Annotated in this window: 18 protein-coding genes; 10 read left to right on the forward strand and 8 right to left on the reverse strand. The window is 66.2% G+C overall.

What is annotated here, in order from left to right; all coding sequences use genetic code 11:
* The first annotated feature begins 318 nt into the window (after nucleotides 1-318).
* From J7024_RS00085 to J7024_RS00120, 8 genes are all read left to right on the forward strand, one after another.
* Nucleotides 319-1,023, forward strand: a complete 705-nt coding sequence (locus J7024_RS00085; protein WP_124830109.1) for a GntR family transcriptional regulator — start codon at nucleotides 319-321, stop codon at nucleotides 1,021-1,023.
* 149 nt (nucleotides 1,024-1,172) lie between these two features.
* Nucleotides 1,173-2,657, forward strand: a complete 1,485-nt coding sequence (locus J7024_RS00090; protein ID WP_234744701.1) for an NCS1 family nucleobase:cation symporter-1 — start codon at nucleotides 1,173-1,175, stop codon at nucleotides 2,655-2,657.
* Nucleotides 2,658-2,667: 10 nt separating this feature from the next.
* The gene (locus J7024_RS00095; RefSeq protein ID WP_124830107.1) at nucleotides 2,668-3,504 is read left to right on the forward strand and encodes an aspartate/glutamate racemase family protein; all 837 of its coding nucleotides are present in this window, start codon (nucleotides 2,668-2,670) and stop codon (nucleotides 3,502-3,504) included.
* Nucleotides 3,505-3,653: 149 nt separating this feature from the next.
* Complete coding sequence (gene puuE, locus J7024_RS00100; RefSeq protein ID WP_034181156.1) at nucleotides 3,654-4,607, forward strand: allantoinase PuuE; 954 nt, start codon at nucleotides 3,654-3,656, stop codon at nucleotides 4,605-4,607.
* Nucleotides 4,604-5,125, forward strand: a complete 522-nt coding sequence (uraD, locus tag J7024_RS00105; protein ID WP_124830105.1) for a 2-oxo-4-hydroxy-4-carboxy-5-ureidoimidazoline decarboxylase — start codon at nucleotides 4,604-4,606, stop codon at nucleotides 5,123-5,125. Before puuE ends, uraD begins: the two co-directional genes overlap by 4 nt.
* A 62-nt stretch (nucleotides 5,126-5,187) precedes the next feature.
* On the forward strand, nucleotides 5,188-6,201 hold the full coding sequence (gene alc / locus J7024_RS00110) for an allantoicase (protein WP_124830104.1): 1,014 nt from the start codon (nucleotides 5,188-5,190) through the stop codon (nucleotides 6,199-6,201).
* Nucleotides 6,198-6,710 carry an ureidoglycolate lyase gene (locus J7024_RS00115; protein ID WP_124830103.1) on the forward strand — a complete coding sequence of 171 codons (513 nt, stop codon included), beginning with the start codon at nucleotides 6,198-6,200 and terminating at the stop codon, nucleotides 6,708-6,710. The genes alc and J7024_RS00115 overlap by 4 nt, the downstream gene beginning before the upstream one ends.
* Nucleotides 6,711-6,976: 266 nt before the next feature.
* Nucleotides 6,977-7,387: an ACT domain-containing protein gene (locus J7024_RS00120; protein ID WP_124830102.1), complete on the forward strand. Its 411-nt coding sequence runs from the start codon at nucleotides 6,977-6,979 to the stop codon at nucleotides 7,385-7,387.
* Nucleotides 7,388-7,485: 98 nt separating this feature from the next.
* Here J7024_RS00120 and J7024_RS00125 read toward each other — a convergent pair whose 3' ends face one another.
* Nucleotides 7,486-8,679, reverse strand: coding sequence for a urate hydroxylase PuuD (locus J7024_RS00125; protein WP_124830101.1), 1,194 nt, complete (start codon nucleotides 8,677-8,679; stop codon nucleotides 7,486-7,488).
* A 54-nt stretch (nucleotides 8,680-8,733) separates the two neighbouring features.
* Nucleotides 8,734-9,087 carry a hydroxyisourate hydrolase gene (uraH, locus tag J7024_RS00130; protein ID WP_012364099.1) on the reverse strand — a complete coding sequence of 118 codons (354 nt, stop codon included), beginning with the start codon at nucleotides 9,085-9,087 and terminating at the stop codon, nucleotides 8,734-8,736.
* A 510-nt stretch (nucleotides 9,088-9,597) separates the two neighbouring features.
* Here uraH and J7024_RS00135 point away from each other — a divergent pair.
* Entirely contained in the window at nucleotides 9,598-11,010 is a 1,413-nt protein-coding gene (locus J7024_RS00135) for an 8-oxoguanine deaminase (RefSeq protein ID WP_124830100.1), read from the forward strand.
* Between the two features lie 119 nt (nucleotides 11,011-11,129).
* Here the strand turns inward: J7024_RS00135 and J7024_RS00140 are convergent, their stop codons facing one another.
* Nucleotides 11,130-12,059: a LysR substrate-binding domain-containing protein gene (locus J7024_RS00140; protein WP_034188792.1), complete on the reverse strand. Its 930-nt coding sequence runs from the start codon at nucleotides 12,057-12,059 to the stop codon at nucleotides 11,130-11,132.
* 223 nt (nucleotides 12,060-12,282) lie between these two features.
* Complete coding sequence (locus J7024_RS00145) at nucleotides 12,283-12,492, reverse strand: dodecin (protein ID WP_096503207.1); 210 nt, start codon at nucleotides 12,490-12,492, stop codon at nucleotides 12,283-12,285.
* A gap of 135 nt (nucleotides 12,493-12,627) precedes the next feature.
* Between J7024_RS00145 and J7024_RS00150 the strand changes: the two genes are divergently transcribed.
* Complete coding sequence (locus J7024_RS00150) at nucleotides 12,628-13,521, forward strand: NAD(P)-dependent oxidoreductase (RefSeq protein ID WP_124830099.1); 894 nt, start codon at nucleotides 12,628-12,630, stop codon at nucleotides 13,519-13,521.
* 66 nt (nucleotides 13,522-13,587) lie between these two features.
* Here J7024_RS00150 and J7024_RS00155 read toward each other — a convergent pair whose 3' ends face one another.
* The 4 genes from J7024_RS00155 to J7024_RS00170 all read right to left on the reverse strand — a co-directional run bounded on the left by J7024_RS00155 (nucleotide 13,588) and on the right by J7024_RS00170 (nucleotide 16,961).
* A complete protein-coding gene (locus J7024_RS00155; protein WP_027784713.1) occupies nucleotides 13,588-14,034 on the reverse strand; it encodes a hypothetical protein in 447 nt (148 codons plus the stop codon).
* 343 nt (nucleotides 14,035-14,377) lie between these two features.
* Nucleotides 14,378-14,809: a large conductance mechanosensitive channel protein MscL gene (gene mscL / locus J7024_RS00160; RefSeq protein WP_014896780.1), complete on the reverse strand. Its 432-nt coding sequence runs from the start codon at nucleotides 14,807-14,809 to the stop codon at nucleotides 14,378-14,380.
* Nucleotides 14,810-15,046: 237 nt separating this feature from the next.
* A complete protein-coding gene (locus tag J7024_RS00165; RefSeq protein WP_175751312.1) occupies nucleotides 15,047-16,201 on the reverse strand; it encodes a tetratricopeptide repeat protein in 1,155 nt (384 codons plus the stop codon).
* 79 nt (nucleotides 16,202-16,280) lie between these two features.
* Nucleotides 16,281-16,961 (reverse strand): PspA/IM30 family protein, encoded by a 681-nt coding sequence (locus J7024_RS00170; RefSeq protein WP_124830097.1) that lies wholly within the window; start codon nucleotides 16,959-16,961, stop codon nucleotides 16,281-16,283.
* Between the last annotated feature and the right edge of the window lie 130 nt (nucleotides 16,962-17,091).

The raw sequence follows: 17,091 nt of genomic DNA on the forward strand, positions 1-17,091 counted from the left end.
GGCCGGGTGCGACGGTCAGGTAGGATCGAAAGGCGGGATTTCCCGCCTTTTTCTTTAAGTAAATGTGCAACTAACGGTCCTTATTTTGCGTCGACACCGATCGCGTCGGCACTGTATTACGCACCATTTTTGTCAACAAAATGGCCGCGAGGGTATACGCCGTGATCGGCTGTTGGCCAGCCTGAGAGGCTTGATGTACATGGATTCGAGGCGGTGCGCACCGATTCGGCACATCGAGACGCACGCCGATTGTGCGCATATCGAGAAAAGAATTGTTGACAATCTTTATGTCCGTTCTAGGATGAGGACCATCACGCGATGCAAATCATGAACGAGCCCGATTCCCACCCGTCCGGCGCAGCCGGTCCCGAAGCGATCGCCGAGCGGATCCGTACCGCGATCCTCGAGCATCGGCTCGCGCCCGGCGCGAAGCTGACGGAAGCGCAGCTTTGCGACGTGTTCGGCGTGAAGCGCGGGCCGATCCGGCAGGCGCTCGCGCAGCTCGCGGCCGACAAGCTGGTCGATCTCGAGCCGAACCGCGGTGCGTTCGTCGCGAGCCCGACGCTGCAGGACGTGCACGAGGTGTTCGAAATGCGCCGGATCGTCGAGCTGGCCGTCGTCGAGCGGCTCGCGACCGGCCCGGGCGCGAAGCGGCTGAAGGGCGTCGCCGCGCTGATCGACAAGGAGCGCCGTGCGTTCGAGCGGCACGACTTCGCGGCATGGATCCGCCTGTCGGGCGAATTCCATACGGCGCTTGCGGCGCTGACGGGCAATGCGACGCTCTGCGAGTGTCTCGACGGGCTCGTCGCACGCTCGACGCTGATGTCGGCGCTGTACGAATCGCACGGGCGCAGCCCGTGCTCGTGCGACGACCACGACGAGATCCTGACCGCGCTGGAAGCGGGCGATTCGAAGCGGGCGGTGACGCTGATGGCGCACCACCTGCAGCATGTCGAACTGAAGATGCTGGACCGGCCCGCGCAAGGGCAGGTCGATTTGCGCGAAGTGTTCGGCGGCGCCTGAGCGGCGACGCGAACCCGGCCGCGCGCCACAGAACGAGAGCAATGCAGGCCGGCGGTATATGCCGCCGGCTGCCAGTCCGACTCCGGGCGACGATCCGGAGCGATATCGATGACGGTGGAGCGGCTGTCCGGCCGCGTCAAGGAGAAGTCATGGCTCAGTTCAGTGTCGCGCACGACAGCGCGTATCCGGCGGAACAAGGCGGCGAGGGCAGCGATCCCACGTTGCCGGACGGTTACAGCCGACGTTTGTACAACGAAGATTTGGCACCCCTAAAAAATCAGACATGGGGTTCGTACAACATCTTCGCGTTCTGGATGTCGGACGTGCACAGCGTCGGCGGCTACGTGTTCGCGGGCAGCCTGTTCGCACTCGGGCTGACGAGCTGGCAGGTGCTGATCGCGCTGATCGTCGGCATCACGATCGTGAACCGGCTGTGCAACCTGATCGCGCGGCCGAGCCAGCAGATCGGCGTGCCGTATCCGGTCGCCTGCCGCGCGACGTTCGGCGTGCTCGGCGCGAACGTGCCGGCCGTGCTCCGCGGGCTGATCGCGATCGCGTGGTACGGCATCCAGACCTATCTCGCGTCCAGCGCGCTCGTGATCGTCGTGCTGAAGTTCTTTCCGCAATGGATGCCGTACGCCGATGTCCATCGCTACGGCTTTCTTGGGCTGTCGGCGATCGGCTGGGCCGGCTTCATGCTGCTGTGGGTGCTGCAGGCGCTCGTGTTCTGGAACGGGATGGAGACGATCAAGAAGTTCATCGACTTCGCGGGCCCGGCCGTCTACGTCGTGATGTTCATCCTGGCTGGCTACATGGTGTGGCGCGCGGGCTGGCGCAACATCGGCATCAACCTCGGCGGCGTGAAGTATCACGGCGCGGAAGTGATACCGGTGATGATCACGGCCGTGTCGCTCGTCGTATCGTACTTCTCCGGGCCGATGCTGAATTTCGGCGATTTCTCGCGCTACTGCCGCTCGTTCGGCGACGTAAAGCGCGGCAACTTTTGGGGTTTGCCCGTCAACTTCCTCGCGTTCTCGCTCGTCACGGTGATCACGACGGCCGCGACGCTGCCGGTGTTCGGCGAACTCATCACCGACCCGGTCGAGACGGTCGGCCGCATCGACCATCCGACCGCCGTGATCCTCGGCGCGCTGACTTTCACGATCGCGACGATCGGCATCAACATCGTCGCGAACTTCGTGTCGCCGGCGTTCGACTTCTCGAACGTCGCGCCGAGGCTGATCAGCTGGCGCGCGGGCGGGATGCTTGCGGCCGTCGCATCGATCTTCATCACGCCGTGGAACCTGTTCAACAACCCGGCGGTGATCCACTACACGCTCGACGTGCTCGGTGCGTTCATCGGTCCGCTGTACGGCGTGTTGGTCGCCGACTTCTACCTCGTCAAGCGCGGCAGGCTCGTGCGCGACGATCTCTACACGATGTCGGAGCGCGGCGCGTACTGGTACACGGGCGGCGTGAACCGCCGCGCGCTCGCCGCGCTGCTGCCGGCCGCAGTGATCGCGATCGTCTGCGTGATGGTGCCGGGCTGGCAGGCCGCCGCGAACTTCTCGTGGTTCATCGGCGCGGGGCTCGGCTTTCTGTTCTACCGGCTGCTCGTGAACACGAAGGCCTGAGGAGTACGCGATGAAGATCAAGCTGATCAATCCGAATACGACGCAGCGGATGACCGACGCGATGGGGCGCTGCGCGCGCGAAGTCGCGGCCGCAGGCACGGAAGTCGTCGCGGTGAGCCCGCCGATGGGGCCGCCGTCGATCGAAGGGTATTACGACGAGGCGCTCGCGACGCCGGGGCTCCTGGCCGAGATCGTGCACGGCGAGCGCGACGGTGTCGATGCCTACGTGATCGCGTGTTTCGGCGACCCCGGCCTGTATGCGGCGCGCGAGGTCGCGCGCGGGCCGGTGATCGGGATCGCCGAGGCGGCGATGCACGCGGCCAGCGTGCTCGCGCCGGGCTTCTCGGTCGTCACGACGCTGGCGCGCACGTGCGGGATGGCCTGGCATCTTGCCGAGCGCTACGGGATGAAGCGGTTCTGCCGCAACGTGCGCGCGACCGACGTCGCGGTGCTCGAGCTGGACCGGCCCGGCTCGGCCGCGCGGCGCATCATCGTCGACGAATGCCGGCGCGCGCTCGACGAGGACGGCGCCGACGCGATCGTGCTCGGCTGTGCCGGGATGGCCGAGTTCGCGCACGAGATCGAGCAGCAGATCGGCGCACCGGTGGTCGAGGGCGTCACGGCGGCCGTCAAGTGGGCCGAGGCGCTCGTGTCGCTGCGGCTCGCGACCGCGAAACGCGGCGACTACGCGCAGCCGCTGCCGAAGCGCTATGACGGCGAATTCGCGCGTTTCAGCCCGCCGGACGGGCCGCCGGCGGCTGCGCCGGCCGCCGCCGCGGCCCGAAGCGGGATTGCCGCTTCGGAACCGGTCCCGAATTTGCCGCAACCGCACATACACGCCGTCTGACACGCACTATCTGCGCCGCTGTATGGGCGCGTATGAACCTTTTCGCTACACTGGGCCGTCATCGCATCGGCCCCGCACGGCGGCCTCCGGCACCCGCGCGGGCCGATGCGAACCCATTATTTCAGCAAGCTTTCGTCGCACTTCGAACCATGTCACTCGATCCCAACTATCCTCGCGACCTGATCGGCTACGGCCGCCATCCCGTGCAGGCGAACTGGCCGGGGCGCGCCCGCGTCGCCGTGCAATTCGTCCTCAACTACGAGGAGGGCGGCGAGAACTGCGTGCTGCACGGCGATCCGGGCTCCGAGCAGTTCCTGTCCGAAATCGTCGGCGCGGCCGCGTATCCGGACCGTCACATGAGCATGGAATCGATCTACGAATACGGTTCGCGGGCCGGCGTGTGGCGCATCCTGCGCGAATTCGAGAAGCGCGGGCTGCCGTTGACGGTATTCGGGGTTGGCATGGCGATCGAACGCCATCCGGAACTCGCACGGGCATTCGTCGAGCTCGGCCACGAAATCGCATGTCACGGCTGGCGCTGGATCCACTATCAGAGCATGACGCCCGAGCTCGAAGCCGAGCACATGCGTCTCGGGATGGAGGCGATCGAACGCGTGACGGGCGAGCGTCCGCTCGGCTGGTACACCGGCCGCGACAGCCCCAACACGCACCGTCTCGTCGCGGAATACGGCGGCTTCCTGTACGACTCCGACAACTACGGCGACGACCTGCCGTTCTGGATGGATGTTGCCGTATCGGGCGGCGGCACGTCGCCGCAGCTGATCGTGCCGTACACGCTCGACACGAACGACATGCGCTTCGCGACGCCGCAGGGCTTCAACACCGGCGACCACTTCTTCGACTACCTGCGCGACGCATTCGACGTGCTTTACGCGGAAGGCGACGAAGCGCCGAAGATGCTGTCGATCGGCATGCACTGCCGACTGCTGGGCCGGCCGGGCCGTTTCCGCGGGCTGCAGCGTTTCCTCGATCACATCGAAAAGCACGATCGCGTATGGGTGACGCGCCGTGTCGATATCGCGCGTCATTGGCGTGAACATCATCCGTATCAGCCCAATCATCGAAACGAAGGGAAAGCATGAAGGCGATGCGTTACACGTTGGATCAACTGAACACGATGGCGCCGAGCGCATTCGTCGCGGCGCTGTCGGGGATCTTCGAACATTCGCCGTGGGTGGCCGAGATCGCCGCGGGCGAGCGGCCGTTCGCGAGCATCGACGCGCTGCACAAGACGATGTCGGGTGCGGTGGAGACGAGCGGCGAAGTGCGCCAGCTGGCGCTGATCAACGCTCACCCGGAGCTGGCCGGCAAGGCCGCCGTGCGCGGCGAGCTGACGGCCGAGTCGACGCGCGAGCAGAGCGGCGCGGGCCTCGACCAGTGCACGCAGGAAGAGTTCGACAAGCTGCTGACGCTGAACCGCACGTATCGCGAGAAGTTCGGCTTCCCGTTCATCCTCGCGGTGCGCGGCTATGACCGGCACGGCATCATCGCGAACTTCGAGGCGCGCGTGAATCATTCGCGTGCCGAGGAGCTGCGTGCGAGTCTCGACCAGATCTACCGGATCGCGCGCTTTCGCCTCGACGACCTGATCGACGCCTAACACCGCAATACGGCCTGCTGCGTGGCAGCGGCCTGATCGCATCACTGAAACAAGGAAACATCATGGCTGTTGCGCTTCTCGATCCCGACGCGCCCGATTTCACGCGGCGCTACGTGAACCTCGCCGACCCGCGTCTCGGTGCGCAGGCGCTCGAGGCCAGCGACGACTTCTTCGCGCCGAAGGACCGAATGCTGAACCCCGAGCCGGCCGTGTTCATTCCCGGCAAGTACGACGACCACGGCAAGTGGATGGACGGCTGGGAGACGCGCCGCAAGCGCACGACGGGCTACGACTGGTGCATCGTCAAGCTCGCGCGCCCGGGCGTGATCAAGGGTTTCGACATCGACACGAGCCATTTCACCGGAAATTTCCCGCCGGCCGCGTCGATCGAGGCCGCGTACGTGGCCGACGGCGCGCCGACGCACACGACCGAATGGGTCGAGATCGTGCCGTCGACGACGCTGCAGGGCAACAGCCATCACTACGTTGCGGCGAGTGACGCCCGTGCGTTCACGCACCTGCGCGTGAATATCTATCCGGACGGCGGCATTGCGCGCCTGCGCGTATACGGCCAGCCGCAGCTCGACTGGGCCGCCGCGAGCGCGACCGAGCAGTTCGATCTCGCGGCGATGGAGAACGGCGGCTACGTGGTCGCGGCGAACAACCAGCACTTCGGCGTCGCGTCGAACCTGCTGCTGCCGGGCCGCGGCGTGAACATGGGCGACGGCTGGGAAACCCGCCGCCGCCGCGAACCTGGCAACGACTGGGCGATCATCGCGCTCGCGCAGCCGGGCGTGATCCGCAAGATCGAAGTCGATACGGCGTTTTTCAAGGGCAACTACCCGGACCGCTGCTCGATCCAGGCCGCGTACGTGTCGGGCGGCACCGACAGCTCGCTGATCACGCAGTCGATGTTCTGGCCGGTGCTGCTCGGCGAGCAGAAGCTGCAGATGGACAAGCAGCACTACTTCGAACAGGAAATCGCGTCGCTGGGTCCGGTGACCCACGTGCGCCTGAACATCATTCCGGACGGCGGCGTATCGCGCCTGCGTCTGTGGGGGACGCTCGACAAATGAAGACGCTTGCAATCGAACCGCTGACCAGGGAAGCGTTCGCGCCGTTCGGCGACGTGATCGAAACTGAAGGCGCGAAGCAGATTCCGATCAACCTCGGCACGACGATCCGCTTTCACGATCTCGCGAAAGTCGACGTGACCGACGAAGACGGCCGCACGCTCGTCAACCTGTTCCGTGGCCAGCCGCGCACGCTGCCGTTCGAGGTGAAGATGCTCGAGCGTCATCCGCTCGGCAGCCAGGCGTTCGTGCCGCTGAACGACCAGCCGTATCTCGTCGTCGTCGCGCCGGCGGGCGATCTCGACCCGTCGAAGATCCGCGCGTTCGTGACGAGCGGGTGGCAGGGCGTGAACTATGCGAAGGGCGTGTGGCATCACCCGCTGATCGCGCTGGGCGGTGTCAGCGACTTCATCGTCGTCGATCGCGGCGGTGAAGGGCTGAACCTGAACGAACAGGACCTGCAGGAATCGCTGTGGCTCACCGAGGACGCTCTGGATGCGGTGACGGCCTGAGTTGTACGTCCGTAGCAGCCTGACGATGAAGCCCGCGCGATTCGCGCGGGTTTTTTTATGCCCGCCGCGCGCGCATCGCGGCGTGGCGAACGGTTCCCGTTCATACGCACGATGCGCATCTTCACACCACCGAGCCCACCGGCCACCGGCCATGCGGCCGCGTCGTCGTCCCGGAGCGCCGGATTCCTGATCGAGCCTTCGCCCGGCCGCGTGCTATCGTGCCCGCATCGTCACCGCCCGACGTCCGGTTCCGGACGCGTTTTCCGATGAGCCAGCCTGAAAACAACCTCGTAGTCCTGCTGCGCATGATGCAACCCGAACTGCATCGCGGCGCGTTTGTCTTCGTCGCGCTGCCGTCCGATGCCAGCATATCGTTATCCGAAGCGATTGCGACGTTCCGCGAAGCGGAGGGCATGACGGTCGTGGTCGATGAGGAGACGGCCGGGCGGCGCGGCTGGCCGGTGCTGTTTCGTGCCGCGTGGATCACGTTGACCGTGCACTCGGACCTCGAGGCGGTCGGCCTGACGGCGGCATTCGCACGGGCGCTCGGCGAAGCCGGCATCAGCTGCAACGTGATGGCCGCCGCGTATCACGATCACATCTTCGTGCCGTTCGACGACGGCCCGCGCGCGTTCGATGCGCTCGTCGCGCTGCAGCGCGACGCGTTGCGCGGCTAGCGTACGGCGCATTCGAGGCAGGCAAAAAAAACGGGCCCGTTTGCGGGCCCGCGAACGGAAAGGATGGCGCCGGCAAACGACATCCGGCGCACGGCGACTTACTTGTTCGCGCCACCCTCGAACCAGGCGGCGAGCTTCATGCGCTCGTCGTCGGTCATGTGCGTGACGTTGCCGATCGGCATCGCCTTCAGGCGCACGGCCTGTTCATAGATGCGCTGCGCGTTCTTCGACACTTCGTCCGGCGTATCGAACATCACGCCGGCAGGCGCGCTGCCCATCAGCGTCGGCTTGGCCGAGTGGCACTCGACGCAGCGCTGCTGCAGGACCGGCATGATGTCGGCGATCACGACCTTCGGCGCGTTGGCGGCTTGCGCTTCCGGTGCGACCGGCTTCGGCATCGTCCATACCAGTGCGCCGGACAGCAGTGCGACGCCGCCGATCGGCAGGTACCACAGCTGCTTGCCGCGGTGACGCATCACGAAGAACTGACGGATCAGCGCGCCGGCCAGCATGATCATCACGAGCACGACCCAGTTGAGCTTGTTCGTGTAGGTCATCGCATAGTGGTTCGACAGCATCGCGAACACGACGGGCAGCGTGAAATACGTGTTGTGCACCGAGCGTTGCTTGCCGCGCTTGCCGTAGATCGGGTTCGGCTCTTCACCCTTGAGCATCTTGTCGACCATCTTGCGCTGGCCGGGGATGATCACGAAGAACACGTTCGCCGACATGATCGTCGCGAGCATTGCGCCGACGATCAGGTACGCCGCACGGCCCGAGAAGATGTGGCAGGCGAGATACGCGGCGACGACGACGTAGATGCCCACGCAGATGCCGAGCACGCGATCGTTGGTGCCGAGGATGCGGCACAGCGAGTCGTAGACGATCCAGCCGGCCGCGAGGAAGCCGAGTGCGGCTGCGACGGCGACCACCGGACCCATGTCGAGCACGCTCTTGTCGATCAGGTAGGTGTTCGGCGCGAGCAGGTACAGCACGAAGAACAGCGAGAAGCCCGACAGCCAGGTCGTGTACGACGGCCACTTCGACCAGTGCAGGTCATCGGGCATTTCCGGCGGGGCGACCGTGTACTTCTGCATGTTGTAGAAACCGCCACCGTGGACGTGCCACAGTTCGCCGAACACGCCGCGCTTGCGCTGGTTCGGATCGGTAGGCGGTTTCAGGCTGTTGTCGAGCGCGACGAAATAGAAGGACTCGCCGATCCACGCAATGGCGACGATGACGTGCAGCCATCGCAGCGCGAGGTTCAGCCAGTCGGTGATGAAGCCTTCCATGAAACTCCTCCAGACTCAGATCGTTGTCTTTGATGCGGGCAGCCGATGCGTATGTCAGCTGCCGCGATAGGTGCTGTACGACCACGGCGACACGAGCAGCGGCACGTGATAGTGCGATGCGGTGTCGGCGATGCCGAAGCGCAGCACGACGCGGTCGACGAAACGGGGTTCGGGCACCTTCACGCCGAGCGACGCGAAGTAGTCGCCGGCATGGAACACGAGTTCGTATTCGCCGGCGGCGAGCGCGGCGCCTTCGAGCAGGGGTGCGTCGCAGCGGCCGTCGCTATTGGTCAGTACGGTCTTGATCGCGCGGCGCGATTCGCCGTCCAGCGCGTAGAGGTCCACCTTGATGGCAGCGCCGGGACGACCGTGTGCCGTATCGAGTACGTGGGTAGTGAGCTTTCCCATTCGCAATTGTCCTTGTGTGAATGCGAGGTTCGGCGGCGACTCGATCCATGACTGTGCGGCGGATCGAGGCTCCACGTCACGTGGCTACATACCCGTCGGCGAAATTGAAGCGAGCGCCGTGCAGGCATTGTAAAAAGGTTCCCCGCGTAAATACGGGCGCGATATCAAAGATAATGCGCCGCGCATGAACGGCTGTCGACGGTGTGCTGGAAGCGGCCGGCGACCCGCGCTTCGCGCGGCCGGCGGACCGTCGCGCGGCGTACCATATCGAAACCGTGAAGCGCGGTATTGCGGATCGCGCATTGTGTGCGGCGCGCGCTTGGGCGATCCTGCCGCCGTGCGCGTCGGGCAGTGCCCGGTGCGTACCCCGAAGACGGCGAGCACGCCGGGTAACCGGGCCAGCGCGTTCGAACGGACGCAGGCACCGGGGCGTGCCGCGAATCAGCGTTCGAACGGCTTTGTGATGGTCCCCGGGAGCGGCTCCCGGGGGCAGAACGACGCGGAGAACGCATGAACCTCGAGCAGCACGCCGGCGCACGCGCGCCTCACCCATCCTCATCCCGCCCGAAAACCCTGCTGGTCAAGCACGCCGACGTGCTCGTGACCATGGACGACACGCGCCGCGAACTGCGCGACGCGGGGCTCTACATCGAAGACAACCGGATCGTCGCGGTCGGCCCGAGCGCCGAGCTGCCCGACACCGCCGACGAAGTGCTCGACCTGCGCGGCCACCTCGTGATTCCCGGGCTTGTGAATACGCACCATCACATGTACCAGAGCCTCACGCGCGCGGTGCCGGCCGCGCAGAACGCCGAACTGTTCGGCTGGCTCACGAACCTGTACCGGATCTGGGCGCACCTGACGCCCGAGATGATCGAGGTGTCGACGCTCACCGCGATGGCCGAGCTGCTGCAGTCGGGCTGCACGACGTCGAGCGATCATCTGTACATCTATCCGAACGGCAGCCGGCTCGACGACAGCATCGGCGCCGCGCAGCGGATCGGCATGCGCTTTCACGCGAGCCGCGGCGCGATGAGCGTCGGCCAGCGCGACGGCGGCCTGCCGCCCGATTCGGTCGTCGAGCGAGAACCCGACATCCTGCGCGACGCTCAGCGCCTGATCGAGACCTATCACGACGAGGGCCGTTACGCGATGCTGCGCGTGGTCGTCGCGCCGTGCTCGCCATTCTCGGTGAGCCGCGAGCTGATGCGCGACGCAGCCGTGCTCGCGCGCGAATACGGCGTGTCGTTGCACACGCACCTGGCGGAGAACGTGAACGACATCGCGTACAGCCGCGAGAAATTCGGGATGACGCCGGCCGAATACGCGGAAGACCTCGGCTGGGTCGGCCATGACGTGTGGCACGCGCACTGCGTGCAGCTCGACGACGCGGGCATCGGCCTGTTCGCGCGCACCGGCACCGGCGTCGCGCACTGTCCGTGCTCGAACATGCGGCTCGCGTCCGGCATCGCGCCGGTGAAGAAGATGCGTCTGGCAGGCGTGCCGGTCGGTCTCGGCGTCGACGGCTCCGCATCGAACGACGGCGCGCAGATGGTCGCGGAAGTGCGTCAGGCGCTGTTGTTGCAGCGGGTCGGCTTCGGGCCGGATGCGATGACTGCGCGCGAGGCGCTGGAGATCGCGACGCTCGGCGGCGCGAAGGTGCTGAACCGCGACGACATCGGTGCGCTGAAGCCCGGCATGGCTGCCGACTTCGCCGCGTTCGACCTGCGCCAGCCGTTGTTCGCGGGCGCGCTGCACGATCCGGTGGCGGCGCTCGTGTTCTGCGCGCCGTCGCAGACGGCGTACACGGTGGTGAACGGGAAGGTGGTGGTGCGGGAAGGGCGGCTCGCGACGCTCGATCTGCCGCCCGTCATCGAGCGCCACAACGCGCTTGCGCACGCGCTCGTGGAGGCGTCGCGCTGACGCGCCGGGGCGGAGCGCGCCGCGCGCTGCCGAACCGGGCTCGCGGCCGTCGCTGGCGGACGCTGCACCGCGTCACGCGATGTCGCGCCACACCGTAACGGCGTGGCCGGCGCGCGTGATTACGGCTCGATCAGCGTGCGGGTGGCTTCGGCGACGAGGCCGCGCAGCCAGCGTACTTCGTCGGAGTAGTGGCAGCGTTCGTGCCACAGCTGGTAGTACTGCATCGGCGGGAAGTCGAGCGGCGCCGGCACGACCGACAGCGGCAGGAACTTCGCGTAGTGGTCGGCGAACAGGCGCGTCGTCGTGAAGATCAGGTCCGACTTCACGAGCACGTACGGCGCGAGGTTGAAGTACGGCAGCGTCACGACCACGTGACGCTTGAGCCGTTCGCGCGCGAGATGCACGTCGATTGCGCCGCGCTGGCCGACCGAGTACGGCGTCGGCGCGAGGTGCGGCGCGTTCAGGTACTGGTCGAGCGTCAGCCCGCCGCGCTTCGCGAACGGGTGCGTGTTGCTCATCAGGCAGACGATTTCATCGACGAACAGGTTCGACAGGTGCAGTTGCTCCGGCGGCTCGGGCCAGTTGCCGACGACGATGTCGAGCTTGCCGTCTTCCAGCGCGAGCTCGTAGTCGAAGGCGGGGCCGAGCGAATGGAATTCGAGCGTCGCATTCGGTGCCGCCAGGCGGAAGCGCTCGACGACGGTCGGCACGAACAGCACGTTCAGGTAGTCGGGGCAGCCGATCCGGTAGCAGCGGATCGACGTGGCCGGGTCGAAATTGTGCTGCTGGAACTTGATGCGCTCGATTTCGCGCAGCGCGTTCTGTACCGGCTCGAGCAGGCGCAGCCCGTATTCGGTCGGGACCATGCCGGACTTGCCGCGCACGAGCAGCGGGTCGCCGGTGATGTCGCGCAGGCGCCGCAGCGCGGCGCTGATCGCCGGTTGCGACTGATTCAGTTTGACGGCCGCGCGCGTGACGCTGCGCTCCATCAACAAGGTGTGCAAGACGCGCAAGAGGTACGTGTCGATCGCCTCGCGTTGCTGACTCATGATATCTCCGTTTTATATGTCCGGGCTGATCGAGGGGCAGGTGGGGTATATCGTTTTTAATATGAACCGGAGCCAGCGTCAAGGGATGGATACCCGCAGACCCCCGCCGGTCGGGCCTCGACGAGGGCCGGAGCGGGGCGAAATGCAGGTGGGCGCGGCACCGCGCGGATGCGCGTTGCACGCATCCGGCGGTCGTGGCGCCGCGTGTGGCGCGCGCTGCGCGTCAGTCGTCGATGCGCATGCCGACTTTCAGCGTGACCTGCCAGTGGATGACCTGGTCGCCTTCGATGTGGCCACGCGTTTCGGTCACCTCGAACCAGTGCAGGTTGTGCAGCGTCTTGCCGGCCTTCGAAATCGCGTTGCGGATGGCGTCGTCGCACGATTGCTTCGACGAGCCGGTCAGTTCGATCAGCTTGTAGACGTGGTCGCTCATGATGCGCTCCCTGGGGTGTCGGTATTTGCTGCCGGCGCAAGCCGCGGGCCTGAAGCGGCGCAGCGCGTGTCCGGCTTCTTGAGTGATAGGTATGATGGGCGGCAAGTGCAACCCCAATTGGAGACGAGGAACATCGTGGAAGTCGGATTTTGCGGACCGGGATTGATGGGCGCGCCGATGATTCGGCATTTGCTGTCGGCAGGCCATCGGGTCAGCGTATGGAACCGCACGCGAGAAAAGGCCGAGGCGCTCGCGAAGGACGGCGCGCAGGTGGTCGACACGCCGCGCGAACTGGCCGAGCGCGTTGAGACCGTCTTCGTATGCGTGCTCGACGCGCGTGCGGTCGGCGACGTCGCGTTCGGCGAGAACGGGCTCTTCGCCGGCGACGCGGCCTCGCGCCGCTTGCGGCGCATCGTCGATCATTCGAGCATTCCGCCCGCCGCGACGCGCGACTATGCTGCGCGCGCGGCCGCGCTCGGTGCGGGCTGGATCGATGCGCCCGTGTCGGGCGGCGTGCCCGGCGCACAGGCCGGCACGCTCGCGGTGATGGCCGGCGGCGGTGCGGCCGACCTCGACACGGTCAGGCTGCTGATCGAAACCTATGCGTCGCGCATCACGCACATGGGCGACGCGGGGGCGGGCCAGACCGCGAAGCTGTGCAACCAGGCGATCGTCACCGCGACGGTGACCGCGATTGCCGAGGCGGTCGGCCTCGCACAGGCGAGCGGGATCGACGCCGCGCGGCTGGCCGAAGCGCTGGCCGGCGGATGGGCGGATTCGGTGCTGCTGCAGACGTTCGTGCCGCGCATGACGTCGGGCGGTCACGCGCCGATCGGTGCGCTCGCCACGTTCCAGAAGGATGTCGACGCGATCGCCGACGCGGCGCGCGAAACGGGTGCGGTGATGCCGGTGTCGGCCACGGTGCAGCAGGTGCTGCGGCTGGGCGCTGCGCAAGGGCTGGCGGGTGCCGATTTCGCCGCGTTCATCGACATCGTGCGGCCCGGCAACGGGCGCACGACGGTGCAGTGACGGCGAAGCGGGAAGCCTGAATGGCCGATGGGCCGCTCGCAGGCGGCCCATCGTATCGGTGTCGGTTCAGCCGAGGGAGCGCGGTGTCGTGTCGCCGGCGTTCTGGCGTCCGAGCCCGCCGCGCAGGCTCGCCTTCGTGCCTGCACCAAATTCGGGCAGGATGCGCGCGCGGGCGCGGCTCGCGAAGACAAGGAAGCCGAAGCCGTTCGCCTCGTACCAGTACCCGCCGTTCTCGAGACCGTCGAGCGGCTGCTCGAGCGCGTTGGCGATCGATTCGATGCAACGCTTGCGCAGTTCGGCGATGGCCGGATAGGGCGGCTGCGCGCCGCGTACGCTGCACAGGAGCACGTCGAGTCCGGGCAGCACGTGCGCGTAGAGGACGGGCTCGTCCTGCGCACGGGCGCGGGCAATCTTGGTGTCGAGCTGTGCGAACGGTTTGGAGTGGCGCAATACCGCGAGGAACGACTCCTGGCCATCCTGTTGCGCGCGTCGACGTTTTTTCGGGAAGGACATAAACACTCGCCTCAAAAACAATTGCAAGAAATGCGGCACTTTCATGCGACCCACTCCCGGCTATGTACGCCGCATGTCGATCCTTTATAGCACACGAAAATGCTGCACTCGTGTGCGGCACGACGATCAATGTCTCCCGTCGACCCGCTTGCCACGATGATCGACACAGCCAGCGTCTTGGCGCCCGTACTGTCGTTTAGTCTCCATCATAGACCTGCTTTTCCCGCGCGTGCATTCGCTCGTCACAAAAAAGTGAGATACGCCGCGCGCGGCGATGCACGGCACGCGTCCATGAAAAAGGCCCGCACGTGGCGGGCCTGGCGGATGCGGCGTGGCGCGGTGCTCAGCGTTGCTTGAGCGAATCGCGGATCTCGCGCAGCAGCACGGTGTCTTCCGGCGTCGCGGCCGGCGCGGCTTCTGCCGGCTTGCGCAGCTTGTTGATGAATTTCACCATCAGGAAAATGATGAACGCGAGAATGATGAAGTTGATGGCCACCGTGATGAACGAGCCGTAGCCGAATGCGGCGATACCCGCGGCCTGCAGGTCCTTGAACGAATCGGGGTTACCCTTGAACGTCGGGGGAATGGTGCCGAGCAGAACGAACTTGTTCGAGAAATCCAGGCCGCCGGTCAGCACGCCGATGACCGGCATGATGAGGTCTTTCACGACCGAGTCGACGATCTTCGAGAATGCGCCGCCGATGATCACGCCGACGGCGAGATCCATCACATTGCCCTTGACGGCAAACTCCTTGAATTCCTTGATTATGCTCATGAGCGGCTTTCTCCTGGTTGGGCGAGGGGAGGCGTGCCGCGACGCGCAGGGCTGCGAGACGTCGGATGGGATCGGGGGCACGCCGATATGGTCGCATGATAGCGAACGTACCCCATTGCCGGTAGCCCATCTTGAAATGATTGACAAATTCGGCGGGCCGGCGCGAGTGAAAATGAAAGGAAGCGCGGTGTATGTCGCGGGCGTCGCGCAATGCGCCGACGCCCGCGTTCGCGATGCTTAACTGTTGTCGTCGGTCCAGCCGTCGTCGTTGCTGCCGACATCGACACCGCCGCCGCCGTTGCCGCTGCCGTCGCTCCAGTTGGCGTCGTCGCCGCGGCCGAGGTCGAAGCCCTGGCCGTTGTCCTGCCGCCGGCGCGGGTCGTCGACGATCACGTCGCGCTCGACCACGCGTTCGCGGCCGCCCGACATCGCTTCGCCGAGCAGCACGCCGGTCAGCAGCCCGCCCATGCCGCCGCCGAAGCCGCCGCCTTGCTGAACCACGACCGTCGGTTGCTGTTGCGGCGGGTACGGTTGCTGCTGATACGGCTGGCCTTGCATGCCGGTGACGCGATCGGCTTCCTGCGCGTACACCGAGCCGCTGCCGTTCTGCTGCGCGGGCTGCGCGCTCGGGTCGGGGCGTCCTTCGACGCGCGCCTTCACGCTCGCGTGGCGCTGTTCGAGTTCGTCGATGCGATACGGCGGCACCGGATTCTTGCCGTTCGCCAGCGCTTCGACGAGCCCGCGCGCATCGGACTCGATACCTTCGAGCTCGCCCGTGAGCGCGGCGGCGCCGGCCGCGGTCGACAACCGCGCGTCGAGCTTGAGCGGGCGGATATCGTTGAGCACGTCGGTGGCGCGCTTGAGTTGCGAGCGGCGCTCGTCGTCCGCACGGCTGTCGTCGGCCGAGCGCGCGCGGCGCAACGTCCAGCGCAGCACCAGCGCGATGATCGCGATGAGCAGCGCGAGGCCGATCCACATGCCGGTCGACAGGCCGTGCTTTGCGACCGGCGCGAGCGACGATTGCAGCGAGCCGGACTGCGTGACCGACGGAGCGTTGCTGCCCGTACGTGCAGCGTCCGCGCGGATGCGCGATTCCGTTTGGGCGAAGTGTGACGCGTCGGTGAAGCGCAACTGGGGATCGAGCGATTTCGCGCGTTGCAGTTGCGTCAGCGCGTCGGACGCGCGGCCTTCGCGGTCCAGCACCTGCGCGTACAGGTAGCGCGCATGCGCGTTGTTCGGATGGGCGTCGATGACTTGCGAGAGCTGCGTGTCGGCGTTCTGCCAGTCACGTTGTGCGATCGACTGCTCGACTTGCTGCAGCGACGGTACCGCAAATGCGGCGGACGACAGCAACATCAGCGAGAAGCCGAGTGCGGCGAGAGATTTCTTCATGGTCGAACCGGGCGCGCGCGCCCGTCTCCTGACGATCGGTGCGCGCCGCGAACCCGATCGGGCCGCGGCGCGATTGCCGTTACTGCGCGGGCGTGTCGAGCTGCTTCTTCAGCGCGGCGAGACGATCCTCGACCGACGGGCCCTTGTTCAGCGCGGCGAGCTTGTCGTCGAGCGCCTTGCCGCTCGACGTGTCGGCCGAATTCAGGCGGGCGTCCGAGCGCGCGTTCTGCAGCGCGACCTTGTCTTCCAGCTTCTGGAAGTCTTCGGACAGGTTCTTGCCGCCGATGCCGCCCAGCGCGCTGGCTGCGACGTCCTTCGCCTGCGCGATTTCCTGCTTGGCCTGCAGGATGTTCGAGCGTGCGTTCAGATCATTGCGGCGCTGACGCATGTCGGCGATCTGCCCCTTCAGCTTGTCGACCGACGGTTCGAGCGTGGCCAGCTCGGCCGCGAGCGCATCGCGTTCGGCTTCCGCATTCGACTGCGCGGCCAGCGCCTCGCGTGCGAGCGCTTCGTCGCCCGACTGCAGTGCGCGCTTTGCGCCGTCTTCGTACTTCCTCACCTTGTCGTCGGCCGCATCGCGCTTGCTGCGCTGGGTCGCGACTTGTGCTTCGATTTCGATCAGCGAATTCTCGGCACGGCCGATGCTGTCGTCGAGCTCCCGCACGATCTGCCGTGCGTCGCGCGACGGATCCTGTACCGAGTCGGCCGCATCGTTCAGCAGGCCTTTGATCGTGCGCGAAACAGAGTCGAAAAGCGACATGAAATCCTCCGTGGTTGAAAAACGCCGCGTGAGCGCGGCAGTGCGCGTCGCGGGCCGGTTGCGGTCCGTGAGAGCCGGCGGATATTACACCGCCGGCCCCTTAAATACGGCTTAAGCGCCGAAGTTCAAG

Source organism: Burkholderia sp. WTPI3, assembly GCF_021483755.1.
Classification (GTDB): domain Bacteria; phylum Pseudomonadota; class Gammaproteobacteria; order Burkholderiales; family Burkholderiaceae; genus Burkholderia.

Coding starts and splice junctions, on each gene's coding strand:
- uraH (WP_012364099.1), bottom strand. CDS start 9,087: ATGGGAAAGCTCACTACCCACGTACTCGATACGGCACACGGTCGTCCC.
- J7024_RS00155 (WP_027784713.1), bottom strand. CDS start 14,034: ATGTCCTTCCCGAAAAAACGTCGACGCGCGCAACAGGATGGCCAGGAG.
- uraD (WP_124830105.1), top strand. CDS start 4,604: ATGAAGGCGATGCGTTACACGTTGGATCAACTGAACACGATGGCGCCG.
- J7024_RS00140 (WP_034188792.1), bottom strand. CDS start 12,059: ATGAGTCAGCAACGCGAGGCGATCGACACGTACCTCTTGCGCGTCTTG.
- mscL (WP_014896780.1), bottom strand. CDS start 14,809: ATGAGCATAATCAAGGAATTCAAGGAGTTTGCCGTCAAGGGCAATGTG.
- J7024_RS00120 (WP_124830102.1), top strand. CDS start 6,977: ATGAGCCAGCCTGAAAACAACCTCGTAGTCCTGCTGCGCATGATGCAA.
- alc (WP_124830104.1), top strand. CDS start 5,188: ATGGCTGTTGCGCTTCTCGATCCCGACGCGCCCGATTTCACGCGGCGC.
- J7024_RS00115 (WP_124830103.1), top strand. CDS start 6,198: ATGAAGACGCTTGCAATCGAACCGCTGACCAGGGAAGCGTTCGCGCCG.
- puuE (WP_034181156.1), top strand. CDS start 3,654: ATGTCACTCGATCCCAACTATCCTCGCGACCTGATCGGCTACGGCCGC.
- J7024_RS00090 (WP_234744701.1), top strand. CDS start 1,173: ATGGCTCAGTTCAGTGTCGCGCACGACAGCGCGTATCCGGCGGAACAA.
- J7024_RS00145 (WP_096503207.1), bottom strand. CDS start 12,492: ATGAGCGACCACGTCTACAAGCTGATCGAACTGACCGGCTCGTCGAAG.
- J7024_RS00085 (WP_124830109.1), top strand. CDS start 319: ATGCAAATCATGAACGAGCCCGATTCCCACCCGTCCGGCGCAGCCGGT.
- J7024_RS00095 (WP_124830107.1), top strand. CDS start 2,668: ATGAAGATCAAGCTGATCAATCCGAATACGACGCAGCGGATGACCGAC.
- J7024_RS00125 (WP_124830101.1), bottom strand. CDS start 8,679: ATGGAAGGCTTCATCACCGACTGGCTGAACCTCGCGCTGCGATGGCTG.
- J7024_RS00135 (WP_124830100.1), top strand. CDS start 9,598: ATGAACCTCGAGCAGCACGCCGGCGCACGCGCGCCTCACCCATCCTCA.
- J7024_RS00170 (WP_124830097.1), bottom strand. CDS start 16,961: ATGTCGCTTTTCGACTCTGTTTCGCGCACGATCAAAGGCCTGCTGAAC.
- J7024_RS00165 (WP_175751312.1), bottom strand. CDS start 16,201: ATGAAGAAATCTCTCGCCGCACTCGGCTTCTCGCTGATGTTGCTGTCG.